Origin of the sequence: Chryseobacterium sp. LAM-KRS1 (assembly GCF_013184525.1) — a bacterium.
GTDB classification, from domain to species: Bacteria; Bacteroidota; Bacteroidia; order Flavobacteriales; family Weeksellaceae; genus Chryseobacterium; species Chryseobacterium proteolyticum.
In genome coordinates, this window is the sequence record NZ_JAAOIZ010000004.1 from 324,531 (window position 1) to 340,160 (window position 15,630).

The 15,630-nt window shown below is 36.8% G+C and carries 14 protein-coding genes and 6 tRNA genes; 8 read left to right on the forward strand and 12 right to left on the reverse strand.

What is annotated here, in order from left to right; genetic code table 11:
• Positions 1-3 precede the first annotated feature (3 nt).
• From G9C87_RS12475 to G9C87_RS12485, 3 genes are all read left to right on the forward strand, one after another.
• The gene (locus G9C87_RS12475) at positions 4-1,158 is read left to right on the forward strand and encodes a TIGR03364 family FAD-dependent oxidoreductase (RefSeq protein ID WP_172281581.1); all 1,155 of its coding nucleotides are present in this window, start codon (positions 4-6) and stop codon (positions 1,156-1,158) included.
• Between the two features lie 4 nt (positions 1,159-1,162).
• Positions 1,163-1,831, forward strand: a complete 669-nt coding sequence (locus G9C87_RS12480; protein ID WP_172281583.1) for an HAD hydrolase-like protein — start codon at positions 1,163-1,165, stop codon at positions 1,829-1,831.
• A 170-nt stretch (positions 1,832-2,001) separates the two neighbouring features.
• Positions 2,002-3,855, forward strand: a complete 1,854-nt coding sequence (locus G9C87_RS12485; protein WP_172281592.1) for an alkaline phosphatase family protein — start codon at positions 2,002-2,004, stop codon at positions 3,853-3,855.
• Between the two features lie 81 nt (positions 3,856-3,936).
• On the opposite strand, the gene G9C87_RS12490 is transcribed toward G9C87_RS12485, so the two are convergent.
• From G9C87_RS12490 to G9C87_RS12500, 3 genes are read right to left on the reverse strand one after another with little or no spacing between them, the layout of a single operon-like run.
• A complete protein-coding gene (locus G9C87_RS12490; protein WP_172281594.1) occupies positions 3,937-4,416 on the reverse strand; it encodes a GNAT family N-acetyltransferase in 480 nt (159 codons plus the stop codon).
• Positions 4,417-4,429: 13 nt separating this feature from the next.
• The gene (locus G9C87_RS12495; protein ID WP_172281596.1) at positions 4,430-5,845 is read right to left on the reverse strand and encodes a PLP-dependent aminotransferase family protein; all 1,416 of its coding nucleotides are present in this window, start codon (positions 5,843-5,845) and stop codon (positions 4,430-4,432) included.
• A 43-nt stretch (positions 5,846-5,888) separates the two neighbouring features.
• A complete protein-coding gene (locus G9C87_RS12500; RefSeq protein WP_172281598.1) occupies positions 5,889-6,254 on the reverse strand; it encodes a hypothetical protein in 366 nt (121 codons plus the stop codon).
• Between the two features lie 497 nt (positions 6,255-6,751).
• Between G9C87_RS12500 and G9C87_RS12505 the strand changes: the two genes are divergently transcribed.
• Positions 6,752-7,792 (forward strand): glycosyltransferase family 9 protein, encoded by a 1,041-nt coding sequence (locus tag G9C87_RS12505; RefSeq protein WP_172281600.1) that lies wholly within the window; start codon positions 6,752-6,754, stop codon positions 7,790-7,792.
• Between the two features lie 53 nt (positions 7,793-7,845).
• On the forward strand, positions 7,846-8,688 hold the full coding sequence (locus G9C87_RS12510; protein ID WP_172281602.1) for a lipopolysaccharide kinase InaA family protein: 843 nt from the start codon (positions 7,846-7,848) through the stop codon (positions 8,686-8,688).
• A 180-nt stretch (positions 8,689-8,868) separates the two neighbouring features.
• Here G9C87_RS12510 and G9C87_RS12515 read toward each other — a convergent pair whose 3' ends face one another.
• From G9C87_RS12515 to G9C87_RS12550, 8 genes are all read right to left on the reverse strand, one after another.
• Positions 8,869-9,864: a phosphotransferase gene (locus G9C87_RS12515; protein ID WP_172281603.1), complete on the reverse strand. Its 996-nt coding sequence runs from the start codon at positions 9,862-9,864 to the stop codon at positions 8,869-8,871.
• 101 nt (positions 9,865-9,965) lie between these two features.
• Positions 9,966-11,090 carry a chromate efflux transporter gene (gene chrA, locus G9C87_RS12520; RefSeq protein ID WP_172281605.1) on the reverse strand — a complete coding sequence of 375 codons (1,125 nt, stop codon included), beginning with the start codon at positions 11,088-11,090 and terminating at the stop codon, positions 9,966-9,968.
• A 230-nt stretch (positions 11,091-11,320) separates the two neighbouring features.
• Positions 11,321-11,404, reverse strand: a tRNA-Leu gene (locus G9C87_RS12525).
• 6 nt (positions 11,405-11,410) lie between these two features.
• Positions 11,411-11,486, reverse strand: a tRNA-Gly gene (locus G9C87_RS12530).
• An 8-nt stretch (positions 11,487-11,494) separates the two neighbouring features.
• Positions 11,495-11,576 (reverse strand) — tRNA-Leu (locus G9C87_RS12535).
• A gap of 113 nt (positions 11,577-11,689) precedes the next feature.
• A tRNA-Leu gene (locus G9C87_RS12540) sits at positions 11,690-11,773 on the reverse strand.
• 6 nt (positions 11,774-11,779) lie between these two features.
• Positions 11,780-11,855: transfer RNA gene (locus tag G9C87_RS12545), tRNA-Gly, on the reverse strand.
• 8 nt (positions 11,856-11,863) lie between these two features.
• Positions 11,864-11,945 (reverse strand) — tRNA-Leu (locus G9C87_RS12550).
• A gap of 179 nt (positions 11,946-12,124) precedes the next feature.
• On the opposite strand from G9C87_RS12550, the gene G9C87_RS12555 reads away from it, so the two are divergent.
• From G9C87_RS12555 to G9C87_RS12565, 3 genes are read left to right on the forward strand one after another with little or no spacing between them, the layout of a single operon-like run.
• Entirely contained in the window at positions 12,125-12,502 is a 378-nt protein-coding gene (locus tag G9C87_RS12555; protein ID WP_172281607.1) for a DUF3127 domain-containing protein, read from the forward strand.
• Positions 12,503-12,562: 60 nt separating this feature from the next.
• On the forward strand, positions 12,563-13,219 hold the full coding sequence (gene aat, locus G9C87_RS12560; protein ID WP_172281609.1) for a leucyl/phenylalanyl-tRNA--protein transferase: 657 nt from the start codon (positions 12,563-12,565) through the stop codon (positions 13,217-13,219).
• Complete coding sequence (locus G9C87_RS12565; RefSeq protein WP_172281611.1) at positions 13,203-14,087, forward strand: DMT family transporter; 885 nt, start codon at positions 13,203-13,205, stop codon at positions 14,085-14,087. Before aat ends, G9C87_RS12565 begins: the two co-directional genes overlap by 17 nt.
• 48 nt (positions 14,088-14,135) lie before the next feature.
• Here G9C87_RS12565 and G9C87_RS12570 read toward each other — a convergent pair whose 3' ends face one another.
• Positions 14,136-15,515: a tetratricopeptide repeat protein gene (locus tag G9C87_RS12570; protein WP_172282417.1), complete on the reverse strand. Its 1,380-nt coding sequence runs from the start codon at positions 15,513-15,515 to the stop codon at positions 14,136-14,138.
• Positions 15,516-15,630 lie beyond the last annotated feature (115 nt).

Consider the following 15,630-nt stretch of genomic DNA (forward strand, 5'->3'; position numbering starts at 1 on the left):
AAAATGACAACAAAATTTGATCTTATTGTTGTGGGTGGCGGAATTCTGGGAACATTTCACGCTTATCATGCACTAAAAAGAAACCTTAAAGTAGCTTTGGTAGAGAAAAATGCACAGCCTCAGGGAGCTACGGTAAGAAATTTTGGGCAGGTGGTTCCATCGGGAATGGATCTTAAATGGCAAAATTTCGGAAGAGAGAGTCTGGCCATATATAATGAGCTGCAATCCCAAACAGATCTAACAATACGAAAAAACGGTTCTGTTTACCTTGCTTCCAATGAAGAAGAACTTAAGCTTATCAATGAACTTTATGACATCAACCGGAAAAATGGTTACGAGTCTGTTCTTCTCTCAAAAAACGATTGTATGAAGAAATTTGATGGACTTCGTTCAGATTATTGTAAAGGCGGATTATTCTTTCCGGAGGAACTTTCTATAGATTCGGGGGAAATGATCGTCAAACTTCATAAACTTTTACAGGAAAAACTGGATTTAAAGATCTATAATAATACGACCGTAATTGAAACGTATGAAGATAATAATCAATGTGTTGCCCAGACATCAGACGGACAGCAGTTACAGGCTGCAAAAATAATCATCTGCGGAGGTCATGAGTTTAAAACCTTATATCCTAACGTATTCAATGAAAGCGATTTAGTGGTCACAAAACTACAGATGCTACAAACCAAAGCTCAGGGTATTTATTCCTTACAGGGAAATATCCTTACCGGGTTATCCATCAGAAGATACGAGTCATTCCAGGAATGTCCTTCCTTTCAGGAAATCAAGGCGTTAGAAGCCCCTGATTCTTTCGAAAAGAGATATGGGGTCCATATTCTATTTAAGCAGGCTCTTGATGGATCTATCATTTTAGGCGATTCTCATGAATATGCAAGCGCAAAGGATTCGGATGCCCTGGGATATGACCTGAATATGGAAATCGATGAGTTTATGATCAGCGAGGCCAAAAAGATCATTGATCTTCCAACCTATGAAATTCAGAGAAGATGGTTTGGGATCTATTCTCAATGTAAAACAAAAGATATTTTCGAACATAATCCTTCTCCCAACATTCATATCATTACAGGTATCGGTGGCAAGGGTATGACCGCAAGCGGTGGATTCTCAAAATTTAACATAGATAAAATATACGCATAAAATAATGAAGAACATAGAATTATTGGTTCTGGATATGGCCGGAACAACAATTAATGAAGACAATGTAGTTTATAAAACTTTAATGCATGCAGTAAATGATTACGGTTATAATGTTACTCTGGAAAAGGTATTATCGAGCTGCGCAGGAAAGGAAAAATTAGAAGCCATCAGTGGTTTGCTTAATGAAATAGGAGGCGACACAAATGATTCCCTTCCCATTTTTGAAAATTTCTCTGACCAGCTAAAAGTAGCGTATCAGAACCTTGATGTAAAACCGATCGAGGGTATTGAAAATTTTCTGCTAAAAATGAGGTCCAAGGACAAAAAAATTATTCTTAATACGGGATATACCTATGAAATTGCGCAGCAGCTTCTGGATAAGCTGGGATGGAAAGAGAATGTATATTATGATGCGCTTATTACGGCTAATGATGTATCCGAAAGCCGCCCAAGTCCTGAAATGATTCATCTGGCCATGCAAAAATTCAACATCCTTGATCCTCAAAAAGTGTTGAAAGCAGGAGATTCGGTAGTTGATATTGAAGAAGGAAAAAATGCAGGGTGTGGATTAACGATTGCCGTTCTTTCTGGGGCTCAAAAAAGATCCGAACTTGAAAAATCCAATCCTGATTATATATTCAATACCCTATCTGAGGCTGAAGAAGTTATCTAGCATATTCTTTCATCTTACTACTGATCATCCAGCCTCAGTTTCTTATCGTTTTTTTATCCTTTAATTAACTTTAAGTTCACACATGTTTACAAATAGTAAATTAATTTTACAAATAATAAAATATTAATTACTATTTGTAAACATTTTCATTTCAAAAAACAGAAATTTCTATGAAAACAAAACTATTTTCAATGGCAGTTATAGTGAGCTGCTTTTTAAGTGCTCAGACAAAAAAGGTTCTTTTTATCGGAATCGATGGTTGCCGGGCAGATGTTATGATGTCTTCCGATACACCTAATATTAAGTCGTTAATTACAAAATCGGTGTATTCCCTTGACGGCCTTTGTGCTGCGACCACCTGGAGTGGAAATGGATGGAGCACCATGCTAACTGGGGTATGGCATACAAAACACAATGTTCAGGATAATAATTTCACAAACCCTAATTATGTAAATTATCGCGATTTCCTTACCCGTGCAGAGGCCTATAATTCAAATTTAAGAACAATCTCCCTCGTACATTGGTCGCCAATTAACGATATTATTATTAAAAATGCAGATGTAAAGACCAATTTCAGCACAGATCTGGCGGTAAAAAATGCTGCCGTAGATGCATTGCAGAATGATAACCCAGATATTCTGTTTGTGGATTTTGATGACGTGGATCACGCAGGCCACTCTTATGGTTTTTCTTCGTCCGTACCACAATATGTTTCCTCAATGCAAACAACAGACACTTATATCGGAGAAATTGTAAATGCGATGAAAAACAGGTCGACTTACAACAATGAAGATTGGCTGGTAGTCCTGACAACAGATCACGGAGCAGTAAATAATGGTCATGGAGGAGGAAATCTCTCTGAAAGGAATATCTTTACGATCTACTCTAATCCGAATCTTACTCCACAACAGATCAGTAAAACGGACATCGATTCGAATATCACTTTCAACCAACTTAACTTCCCTGCCGGTACTTATGCCAAGCCTACCAACCAGGTTCCTTTTAACTTTGGGGCTAATCAGGACTTTACGATTGAATTTTGGGTAAAGCCTAATGCCAGCTTCTCGAGTGATCCTGTAATGATCAGTAATAAAAACTGGAACAGCGGAAAAAACAAGGGATTTGTTATCTCAGGATATTCGGGACAAACCTATAAAGTAAATATTGGTGATGGTACGAACAGAATTGACCTGGTAGGAGGAAAAATGGAAACCAATAAGTGGAAACATATTGCAGTAAGTTTTGATAGGGATGGCCTTGTAACTCTCTATGAGGACGGTGTGCCTGTTACTTTTGCCAAAATGAATACAATCGGAAATATTGATTCAGGGCTTCCGTTAACGATCAATCAGGACGGAACCAATACTTATGGACAGAACCTGGCCGCTTCGTATAAAGACATCAGGATCTGGAAATCAGCCCTTCCGAATGATGTTTTAGTTAATTGGGCTACCCAAAATATTACTTCTGCCCATCCTTATTATGCTCAATTACTGGCTAATTGGAAATGTAATGAAACTTCCGGCAATACACTGACAGATTCAAGTTCAAACAGTAATAACAGTACGATTACAGGAAGTCCTACCCGTAGCCTCAATACAACAACTAACTTTAAAATCTACAATTATTTATCTACCACAAGAGAAACAGATCATCTTCCAACTGTACTGAACTGGCTATGTGTTCCTGTAGAAAGCTCCTGGGGAATTGATGGTACTAACAGATTATCCAGCTGCCAGAGCAATACTTTATCCGCAAAAAACAGGGAAAGACCAGCAGAAGATTTTAAGATATATCCCAACCCGGCAAATCAGAATATCAATATAAAATTCAAATCTGATGAGAAAGAAATGACATTTACAATCATCGATACCCGAGGGTCCGTGGTTTTGTCCAAAACATCGAAATCATCAGATGGACAATATGACGAGACATTTGATATTTATAAGGCTCCAACAGGTGTTTATTTTATAAAAGTTACAGGAGTCCAGAAATCCCTGACGAAAAGCTTTATTAAGAAATAAGAAAGAATTTCAATATCATTAGTAGATTTAAATTGGATATTAGAACGAGGATTACTCCAGGTTCTAATATCTTTTTTTTATTTAATCCTTAAGCTTTAGCTCCATCTGTGTATCGCAACGGTTATACGCCGAATGAGTAACCGGAATATGCTCAAATCCAAGCTTTTCATATAATTTAATCGCTGGCACCAAAATAGAATTGGTCTCCAGAAATATTTTCTCCGCGTGTAATGATTTTGCTTTCTCCACCAAAGCCTTTCCTAAAAGATATCCGATCTTTTTACCCTGGGCCTTGGGGCTTACTGCCATTTTCGAAAGTTCATAGGTTTCAGGTCCTGCCTTCACTAAAGCACAGGTTCCTACCACTTCATTATCCAATAGGGCAAATACAATGTGACCTCCTTTACTGATAATATATTCCTCAGGATTATCAAGCAATTTGTAATCCCCGCTTTCCATCACGAAGAATGTTTTGATCCACTCTTCATTCAATGCTTTAAAAGCTTCTTTGTATTGAGGGTGATACGCCTCAATCTTTACTTCATTATTCTGGTCATTCATATTCTTTATAGTATTAAATATTATTCTTTATCATATTTCCGAGTTTTTCAATATCACTTTCCACCCTATCGGTCCATTCGAGGGCATAATTCAGTCGCATACAGTTCCGGTACTGATCATATTGTGAAAACATCCTTCCCGGAGCAAAATTGATTTTATGACTAAAAGCTTCGTCAAAAAGATCCTCGGTACATATCCTTTTATCGAGCTCCAGCCAAAGCATAAACCCGCCTTTAGGTTCCGAGATTTTGGTATTATCCGGAAAATAGGAGGTAACCGCTCTCTGAATCTGCAAATAATTGGAATAGACTTTATTTCTGAACATTCTTAAATGATGATCATACCTTCCATATTCAAGAAAATCAGCAATCACATCAGAGTATAATGACGGACTGCATACCGTCTGAACCAGCTTCTGGCGGATGATCCTGTCTTTAAACTGTCCCGGGGCGACCCAACCTACCCGGTATCCGGGAGCCATAGTCTTGGATACAGAGCCTACCCACATCACCAGCCCTGCTTCATCATAAAATTTACAGGGCTTGGGGCGTTCTGCTCCAAAGTATAAATTCCCATAAATGTCATCTTCAATCAGCGGGACATTGTAATGAGTAATTAATCTTACCAATTCCTTTTTATGCTCATCGGGCATCTGAAAGCCCATCGGATTATTAAAATTAGTCACAAAACAACATGCCGATAATTTCGGCAATACCTTTTTCAGGGCATCAAGATCTACTCCATATACCGGATGGGTAGGAATTTCTACGGCTTTCAACCCTAATAGCTGAATAGCCTGTAAGATCCCAAAATAGGCCGGACTTTCAATCGCGACAGAATCACCGGGCTGTGTAACTGCCATTAAACTGTTATAGATGGCATTCATTGCTCCGGACGTAATAACCAGGTCGTCTTCTGTAATTTTTCCTTCCATCACTAAAGACCATTTGGCAATCTCCCGGCGAAGATTATGATTCCCTTGTACCGGCTCATAATTCGTTCCAAAATCATTTTTACTTTTGATTACATTAATGATGGATTTCTTCATCTTAGCCAAAGGCAGAAAATTCTTGCCGGGTATAGCTAAAGCAAATTGGGTGATTCCTGAATCTGAAATCGTTCCGAATACTTTATCTATAAGATCTTCTTTGGTTCCCTCTATTTTGGAATCCTTCATTTTGGTTACAGATGGAAGATCCAGTTTCCGCTGGGAAGTGTGGCTTACATAATATCCAAACTTGGGTCGGGACTCAATCAAAGACCGGCTTTCCAATTCCATATAAGCCAGTTTGATCGTATTCAGGCTTACATTGTATAACTTCTGGGCACTTCTTAGGGAAGGCAGTTTATCTCCAAACTGTAAGGTTTCAGTCTGGATCTGCTCCATCATTATTTTTGCTATTTTGAGATATAAGACTTCTTTGCCCATAATATCATTGTTTTACATAAAGCAAGCAAAAAGCTATTCATCCTTAAATATTGATCCAGTTTATGATCCTGCTGATGGTGCTTTTCAATTGCCCGGGGTCATTATAATTATCTGAAGGAGCTTTTTTAAAACAATCTTCAGCATACTTTTTGAAAGCCTCCTTTTCTTTTGCATCCATATTCCCGGCTTCAAAAATCACAAAATCTATTGTATCCTGATCATTGATGATAAGACTTGCAAAAGCTATAATTTCATTTGTTTTTTTGGCCATTACAAAAGGAAGTCCAAAGTCTTCATTCACTTGCTTCAGATTTCTCTCTTTTACAAAAATCTGTTTCAGGTGCACCAGATCAGAAATATAAACCTCATCAAACTGAAGTTTGCCTGTAGGCAGAAAGCATGTTTCCATAGTGTTTACATTAGATATGTAAAGTTAAAACACAATGCTAAAAGGACACAGATACAGAACTTACTATTATTGTGGGTACAGCAAATTTATTAAAAAGAATTGGTTTGTATTATCGGAGCGTTATTCTACCGGTATGGTATCGAAAACCCTTCAGCTAAAATCCGGAAAATAGTTTTGCAGAGATTTGAAAGGTTCAAATAAATTTTCAAATCGAACAGGTTGATTCTATGCTTTCTTTATTTTAAAGACTTTTTATCCTTTTATTAATTTTTTATCTAAAAAAACATCAATTGTCCATAACCTGAAATCCTTATGAATAAAGGACTTTACAAACATTACAAAGAAATTTTCAATTGTATACATATTAAATTTTATAAACACAATTAACTTTTCAGTAAATAATCAATCAAATGATTGTTTTGTGCTAATTTTATACATACGTTTTTTTTAAGGAATGTTTAATACGAAATCGGGATTATCATGATCCCAGCTGAGCTATGAAAATACCCAAACAACTCAATGTGATCAGGAGGAAGGTAATGCGTGGTCTTACCAAAAATATGGGCCAGTCGAATTCTACCGTTAAACCCGGCAAAGAAGTCATCATAAAAAAAATATTGATTTCACGCCCCAACCATAGATTAGGGAATTTATTATTGCTGTCCCCTATCGTTCAGGAGGTTAACGATACTTTTCCGGATGCCAGGATTGATTTATTTGTAAAGGGAAGCATATCACCTATTATTTTTAAAAATTATAAAAATATTGACCAGATCATTCAGCTTCCGAAGAAACCTTTCAGCAATCTTCTGAAATACATCCGGAGCTGGAGTTTGCTTCGCTGGAAAAAGTATGATTTAGTGATCAATACCAGCCATAGCTCGTCATCGGGAAAAATATCCACACAACTGGCCAATGGCGATTATAAGTTCTTTAATGAATGGAGTGATGAACTTCATTCAGAATATCCGGATTATCCGCATGCGGCAAAAAATCCTATTTATAATTTGCGAAAATTTCTTACCCACCTGGGATTTGAAAGAAATACAGGAAAGGTTCCTTTTTTAAATATAAAGCTGAGCCCGGAAGAAATAGAAACGGGTAAAAGGAAATTAGAAGGAATTACTAAAAACGATAAAAAAACCATTTGTCTCTTTACCAATGCCACAGGCGATAAATGCTATTCCAATACCTGGTGGGCATCATTCTATGAAAGCCTGAAAATGACATTTCCAGATTATAATATTGTTGAACTTCTACCGGTAGAAAATATTTCCAGATTAGATTTCAAAATTCCCAGTTTTTACAGTACCGACATCCGGGAAATGGGTGCCTTTATAGCCAATACCAGTGTTTTTATTGCCGCAGATAACGGTGTAATGCACTTAGCCAGTGCCGTAGGAACACCCACAATAGGATTGTTTATGGTAACGGATGAAAATGCATATAAACCCTATAACGATAAGAGCTTCTCCATTAATACAAATAATGTTAAGGAATCCGAAATACCGGATTTAATAAAAACGGTCCTTCAATAACCGTTGACTAATATTGAAAACACACAAACACACACCACAATTATACCACTCATATGAATCTTGTTCTTGCACCAGATTATGCTCATTACCAAGATGAAATAATCCGTATTATCAAAAATTTCCATAGTGAGGGGACTTTAATCGGTCCCGGAAGCAGAAATATTGTAAAGTCATTTTCCATCAATGGAAAAAAATTCAATTTTAAATCATTTAAGCAGCATAATTTTATCAACCGGCATGTCTACAAATACTACCGGAAATCCAAGGCACGGCGGTCTTTCGAATATGCCCATATGCTGATCGATAAAAACCTTCACACCCCACAGCCGATTGCTTATGTAGAGTTTCACGACTGGCTGGGTCTTACCAACAGTTATTATATCAGTGAACAACTGGAAAACATATATACTCTGGAAGATGTGATGTACGCACGAAGCCCCTTTGAAAACCTGAAAGAAGTCATTAAAGAGTACACTCAGCTCATCTATTATTTACACGAACAGGGAATTGAGTTTATCGATAATTCTCCGGGGAATTTTCTTATAAAAAAAATCAACGGCGCTTATCGTTTTTTTATGGTGGACCTTAACAGAATGAATTTCCACACTGAATTTGAAATGCCCAAAAGGATCAAAAACTTCTCACGGATAACCAATGATCCGAAGATTCTTAAACTGATCAGTTCAGAATATTCTAGGCTGGCAGGAATTTCTTCGGAATACTTCCTTACACAGATTGTTAAAGCCGCCAATACTTTACAAACCAAGCGAAGAATAAAAAAGGTTCTGAAGTTTTATAAATATTTCCTTAAAGTACTTCCCGTTCCTAAAAACTTAATTCTTATCTCATTAATCAGTTTTTTAGAATCTGATTTACCTTTTCTTGTTTTTGCCTGAAGGTCAAAAATTACAGTAGAAGGAAGGTGTTGATTTATAGTCGGAAGAAATTATCAGCCCCCGAGTAATTATCTAAGAATAATTGAAATATAAAGTCCTGCTTCTTTAAGTGGGATTTTTTGTGGGCACATGCATTAATACTGGTTTTAATCTTTGAGCTCTGTTATTATTGATCCTTTTTTAATTATTAATATCAATTTTTTGATAAGCGATCCATCGTTTTAAATTCCCAACCATCCTTTTTAAATGATCTTCATTCAAGAAAATATTTGTCCAATATTCAAATCTATCGCACTGAACACTTATGTAGTAGGTCATAATTGCTAAACATGCGTAGGGCAAAAACTTTTTTTCTTCGTTACTAATTTTAGTTACAGTTTCATACCCTTTAATGAAACTATCGGCTTTTACCTGATATTCTTCTTCGTTCAAATGAGTTGTAAATAACTGAAATAGAAAATAGGAAATATCAAAGCATAAATAACCGTTGCCACAAAAATCAAAGTCAAAAAATGTTATTTCTTTTTCATTATCAATATGTAAATTATCAAACCAAACGTCGAGATGAACAGCTCCATATCTCATTTTACGTTTGTCCGTACTATTCATTTTTTGCGTTAAAAAAGCAGAAAGTGTTTCTAAAAATTCATTTTCGTTAACATTTTTACTATAAAATTCTTTAGTTCTTATAATAGGATTCTTAAGCAAATTTTGAGCATTGTAGGTTATTCGCTTCAGTTCAATATTTTCTGTGGATTGGTGAACTTTTGCTAATGCCTGTCCAATCAGAAAACTTGTTTGGTGGGAGAATTTTGCTGTTTTTATGCCTTTAGCATATGAAAATAAAACACCAAATCGTGTTCCTTCTGATGCTTCAATTTCCTGAATGAAATTGTTCGATTGATCAGCTATGGGAAAAGCAACTTGTCGGCCTGCTTCTTTTAGATGAATTAAAAGTTTTAGCTCTTCTTCAATTTCTAATTGAGATCGCCAGTTATGTGTATAAACTCTAAAAACATATTTATTTTCGTCATCATGAACAATGTATAAATGATTCATGGCAAGCCGAAATACTTTGCATTCAGTTTTATCGGTTAATTTATAATTTCTTTGAATAAACTTACCAAGTTCATTTGGTGAAAGCGTGCTATTTATGGTAGGAAATTTCTCTGTCATTAGTTTTTCGTTCGTAGTTGAGTTATAATGTGTATGCAGTTTTGCTCGTAATTTTCAGCCTTATATTTACTAAATTATTTTTACTAAAATTGGGGAATATCTTACATCTTTTGTAAAATATATCCTAAAAAAGCTCCCAGCATAACAATCCATGCACTGTTTATTTTTTTGAAAGTAAACATCAAAATAATGCATAATACAGCAATAATTATTGTTTTCCAATCTGCAATACTATCTTTTGCCATTTCATAACATATATTTATAATAATAGCTATTGACGCAATATTGACTGCATCTAAGAAAGATGAGAATATTTTTGATCCCCTCATCATCCTTACGATTGGATTAAGTAATGCTACAAAAATAAATGAAGGAAAAAAGATACCCAACGTAGCAACCAAAGCTCCTGACCAGTTATTTATTTGATAACCAATAAAAGTAACCGATGAAAAGACGGGTCCTGGTGTAAATTGTCCAACAGCTATAGCATCTAATAGTTCTTGTCTTGTTAATAAACCTCTTCCCACCAATTCTGTATCAAGAAAAGCAAACAGGACATATCCGCTTCCGTAAAGAATAGCTCCTACTTTAAGGAAAATTAGAAATAATTTAATATTACTTTGTGACAGAGAGCTAAAATCTGGAATCTGCAGTAAAGTTATTGGAATAAGTGAGTTGGCCGTATTTTTCTGTCTTATGATTGCAAATAGCATTGCGATTATACCTGCTCCGAATAATAGAAAGAGTTCATTGATTCCTAAGAAAGAAAGCATCAGCACGCTAATACCAATAATCCATAGTGGGATGGTTTTTAAAGATTTTTTTGCGAGGGGAAAAACAGCCGATAATATTACAGATATGATAGCAGGTTTTATTCCATATATAAAGGGCTGAACTTGTGGAAGCTGCCCATATTCTTTATATAACCATGCAAAACATAAAGTAATGATAACAGCAGGACATATAAAACATAATCCAGCTACAATCAGTCCTTTCCAACCGGCCCTTTCCTGCCCGATATGAATTGCCATTTCTGTACTATTGGGACCTGGGATAAGGTTAGTTGCTCCGATCAGATCAAGAAAATGCTCCTCAGACATCCATTTCCGTTTTGTTACTACTTCCTGCTGCATCATGGCAATATGAGCGGCAGGACCTCCAAATGCTGTAACTCCCAGTTTCAGGAAAACACCGGCAACTTCTTTCAGATTATTGTCTTTCCCCACAATTTTTTATGTATTTGTCTATCAAAAAAACTATACTCCCATAATAGATTCACTCTTGTTTGGAGTGATCCAATTTAAGCTTCACACTGAGATATGAAATTACTTATTTCTTTTCTCTTTCTAAATTTTAATTATAAAATATGTATAACCTCAGGTATAATAAATAAGAAGTAGCAATGAGGTATGTTCTAAAAATAAAAACCCCTCCGCAACAAAGTTACGGAGGGTTGTACCCCAGACGGGACTTGAACCCGTACGTCCTTGCGGACACAGGATTTTAAGTCCTGCGTGTCTACCAGTTCCACCACCAGGGCGTGGAATGGAGCGAAAAACGGGATTCGAACCCGCGACCCCAACCTTGGCAAGGTTGTGCTCTACCAGCTGAGCTATTTTCGCAAACGTTGTGCGGATGAAGGGACTCGAACCCCCACGCCTCACGGCACCAGATCCTAAGTCTGGCGTGGCTACCAATTACACCACATCCGCTGGTTCTGCTGATCTGTAACTACAGATATCCTCAGCATTATTCTTACAAATATAATAAATACAACTTAAAAAAAACAAAAAAAATCCTCCGCAACAAAGTTACAGAGGATTAGTACCCCAGGCGGGACTTGAACCCGCACGCCAAAAGAGGCACAGGATTTTAAGTCCTGCGTGTCTACCAGTTCCACCACCAGGGCATGGAGTGGAGCGAAAAACGGGATTCGAACCCGCGACCCCAACCTTGGCAAGGTTGTGCTCTACCAGCTGAGCTATTTTCGCAAACGTTGTGCGGATGAAGGGACTCGAACCCCCACGCCTCACGGCACCAGATCCTAAGTCTGGCGTGGCTACCAATTACACCACATCCGCATTGTTTGGTTAAGTTGTATTTTAAAAGAACTTCTTTCGTTTTTGTGAGTGCAAATATAGGGCAATTTTCTACAATCACAAGGCTTTTTTCAAAAAAAATTAAAATTTCTGCATTTTTTTTTCCTGACCCCTTTTATTACATTTCATTTTCTTACTTTTACATCGTTAATATATACGATATGGAATTACAAGGAACGGTAAAGAAACTTTTTGATGCTCAGACATTTGCAAGCGGATTTCAAAAGAGAGAAATGGTTATTTTAACTCAGGAGCAGTATCCACAGCCGATAAACATAGAATTTTTGTCTGACAAGATCAGTTTATTAGACAACCTTAAAGAAGGAGAAAATGTAAAGGTAGGAATCAACATCAGAGGAAGAGAATGGACATCTCCTCAGGGTGAAACCAAATACTTCAACTCTATCACAGGATGGAGAGTAGAAAAAGTTTTTGATAACGGATCAGAACCTACTCAGGCAGCTCCTTCACAATCCGGATCTCCGGTTTCAAATGAAAATCCATTTGCGGGAGACGAAGATGATGATTTACCTTTTTAATTAGATACAACGATTAAAAATATAGATCCTGCTTTTTAAGTGGGATTTTTTTTCCTCAACATGGTTCGATTAGACGAAAACGAGATTTCATTTCCTGATCCGGAACTTTATGACGGGCACGAAGGGGTTATAGCTTTCGGAGGGGATTTATCGGTAGAAAGAATTTGGTTTGCCTATCAGCTGGGCATTTTTCCCTGGTTCAATCCGGGGGAGGAAATTCTTTGGTGGAGTCCTGATCCCCGTTTTGTTTTGTTCCCTGATGAACTAAAGGTTTCGAAATCGATGCGTAAGATACTCAATCGCGAAGTTTTCACCTTTACTGAGAATAAAGACTTCCGGGGAGTCATCAGAAACTGCCAGCAGATAAACCGAGTCGACCAGGCCGGAACCTGGCTTTCCGATGAACTTATGGAATCATTTATCACACTTCATGACTATGGGTTGGCAAGAAGCATAGAAGTTTGGAAAGAGGGTGAACTGGTAGGTGGCTTTTACGGCCTCCAGATCGGTAACGTCTTTTGTGGTGAAAGTATGTTTGCCAAAGTAAGCAATGCTTCCAAAGCAGGTTTTATCCATTTTGTGGAAACTTATAAAGACCAGCTTGATCTTATTGACTGTCAGTCCTATACAGAACATCTGGAAAGCCTCGGCGCAAGGATGATCCCCAAAAAACAATTCTTACACTACTTACACAAAAATAATGAAAGCACACAATGAAAAATGGATTCTCTTACTGCTGCTCAGTCTCATTTGGGGATCTTCTTTTATCTTAATTAAAAAATCTTTAGAACATTTTAATCCTTTTCAGGTAGGTGCATTAAGGGTCCTTATAGCAGGGATCATATTATTACCTATCGCAATTTCGAAGTATAAACTATTTCCTAAAAAACACATCAAGTGGCTTATTTTGGCAGCGATCACGGGGAATTTTATCCCGATGTTCCTCTTTCCTATTGCAGAAACAGAAGTAAGCAGCAGTATTGCAGGGATTATCAATTCTATGATGCCCATTTGCGTGATTATCGTAGGCGCACTGGTATGGAAATTTGAAACCACAAAACATCAGATTATAGGAGTTTGTATTAGTTTTGCGGGAGTATGCATCCTCGCTTTCGGAGGAGGAGACGGAGCGAAATTTAAAATGATTCCGATTGCTTTGTTATTGCTGGCTACATTATGCTATGCGATAAGTACGACCACTGTAAAATCGAAGCTTATGGAATTGTCTTCTGTTATTTTATCCTCATTTATATTCTCTTTTATACTCTTTTTTCCTTCGATCATTGCTTTAGCATTAACAGGATTTTTCTCGGAGTTTAGTTTTTCAAAAGACAATATGACGGGATTGCTTTTTGTAAGCTTATTGTCGATTTTTGGAACAGGACTGGCCATGACCATGAATTACAGGCTCCTGAAAGTATCGTCTCCGCTCTTTGCATCAACCGTTACTTTACTGATGCCTATTGTTGCCATTATCTGGGGCATTCTGGATGGCGAAAAATTAACTTTCCTCCAGTTTGTAGGCGCAGCGATCATTATAGGAGGTTTGATCTTTTTAAGGACAAAACCTGCCGTAAAAAAATAAATCCTGCATTACTGCAGGATTTTTTATTTAAGAACCATTATTGATTCGTTAATTCTTTTTCTTCACTTTGGCTTTAGCCTTTTTTACCCCATCTTTAATGAAAGGATATTTCTTCTGCATATCCTGAACAAGAGTCGGGTCCAGATCTAATGCCTTCTGAAGGGTTTCAATTCCTTTTTCCTGATCTCTAAGGTTGAAATAGCAGTTGCTTAGCTGATAATACAATTCTGCCCTGTTATGATTTTCTATAGCTTTGTATAAAATCGTAACGGCTTCTTCGTATTCACCCAAAAGCATTAATACTTCTGAGTAGGCATACCAGTTGTAAAACCTTGACGGTTCTGAAGCTACAAGCTTTTTCAAACAGGAAAGGCTTTCTTCAAATTTTCCAGCATCAATAAATAAAAATGCAAGCCTTTTTTGATAATCAAGGTTGCTGTCATTCAGATGAGTTGCCTCTTTTGCAAAATGAAGCGCTTCAGCCATTCCCCCCATTTCCTCATACAAATAAGACTGCTCCATCATAGACAGATAGAACTGAGGATCTTCCCTCAATGATTTCTGAAAAGAGTTCAATGCGATGATCGGCTGCTTCATTGCTTTATAGCATAATCCGATTTTATAGTAAGTAAACGCTTTGGTATATTCCAACTCCAGCATTTCCTCATATACTTCAATGGCTTTTTTATATTGCCCTAATGCTTCGTAACAAGCTGCTTTATTCGCATATACTCCTACAGAAGATGAATTGATCGCTAAAAGATAATCAAACCCTTTAATCGCTTCTTCATAATTCTTTCTGTTGAAATAGAACTGTCCGTATTCATACCATGCGGTTTCAGAATAAGAAAATTCATCTAAATATTCATTCAAAAAGGCAATAGCCTCCTCGCTCTTTTTTAAATCATTAAAGCAGATCATACAGTTTTCCAACGCATATTCATCCGTTGGGTCTTCTTTCAATGCTTTTCTGTAATGTTTAAGAGCGTTGAAAGGATCTCCTAAGTTCACATATTCATCCGCAATAAAGTTGTGAAGAAAGTTTTCTTCTTCCTTCAGTTCTAATGCTTTTTTACAAATTTCAATGGATTTTCTAGGATTTCCCAAATTCGAATAATACTTGGCGTAGCAAACTAAAAAGTCCGTGTGCTCCATAGATGAAGCCTTTAACTCGTCTATTAGCTCTTTTGCCGTATTATAATCTTCCCACTCCAAAAGAACTTCAAGCTTTTTGATCTTGATGTCCAATGAATTAGGATGAAGCTTTAGGCCATAGTTAACAGCATTATCCGCATAGTTAAAATCGCCCAGCTCCAGATAATAAACAATAATGTCTTCCAGTTCTTCTGTATCGAAGTAGAATTCATCATTATTTTCAATCATTTCTTCGAACTTTTTTACCAGTTCATTTCCAAAATATTCTTCCAATATACTGTTTCCTCCGTCAGCCAACGCCCGAATTTACTTGCGAACCTCGGCAAACTTATTTAATTAATATACTACTTCTGAGATTGTTAATTCAAAATTACTGCAAATTTGCGAC

Coding starts and splice junctions, on each gene's coding strand:
- aat (WP_172281609.1), top strand. CDS start 12,563: ATGGTTCGATTAGACGAAAACGAGATTTCATTTCCTGATCCGGAACTT.
- G9C87_RS12495 (WP_172281596.1), bottom strand. CDS start 5,845: ATGGGCAAAGAAGTCTTATATCTCAAAATAGCAAAAATAATGATGGAG.
- G9C87_RS12475 (WP_172281581.1), top strand. CDS start 4: ATGACAACAAAATTTGATCTTATTGTTGTGGGTGGCGGAATTCTGGGA.
- G9C87_RS12565 (WP_172281611.1), top strand. CDS start 13,203: ATGAAAGCACACAATGAAAAATGGATTCTCTTACTGCTGCTCAGTCTC.
- G9C87_RS12480 (WP_172281583.1), top strand. CDS start 1,163: ATGAAGAACATAGAATTATTGGTTCTGGATATGGCCGGAACAACAATT.
- G9C87_RS12555 (WP_172281607.1), top strand. CDS start 12,125: ATGGAATTACAAGGAACGGTAAAGAAACTTTTTGATGCTCAGACATTT.
- G9C87_RS12500 (WP_172281598.1), bottom strand. CDS start 6,254: ATGGAAACATGCTTTCTGCCTACAGGCAAACTTCAGTTTGATGAGGTT.
- G9C87_RS12515 (WP_172281603.1), bottom strand. CDS start 9,864: ATGACAGAGAAATTTCCTACCATAAATAGCACGCTTTCACCAAATGAA.
- G9C87_RS12490 (WP_172281594.1), bottom strand. CDS start 4,416: ATGAATGACCAGAATAATGAAGTAAAGATTGAGGCGTATCACCCTCAA.
- G9C87_RS12505 (WP_172281600.1), top strand. CDS start 6,752: ATGAAAATACCCAAACAACTCAATGTGATCAGGAGGAAGGTAATGCGT.
- G9C87_RS12510 (WP_172281602.1), top strand. CDS start 7,846: ATGAATCTTGTTCTTGCACCAGATTATGCTCATTACCAAGATGAAATA.
- G9C87_RS12485 (WP_172281592.1), top strand. CDS start 2,002: ATGAAAACAAAACTATTTTCAATGGCAGTTATAGTGAGCTGCTTTTTA.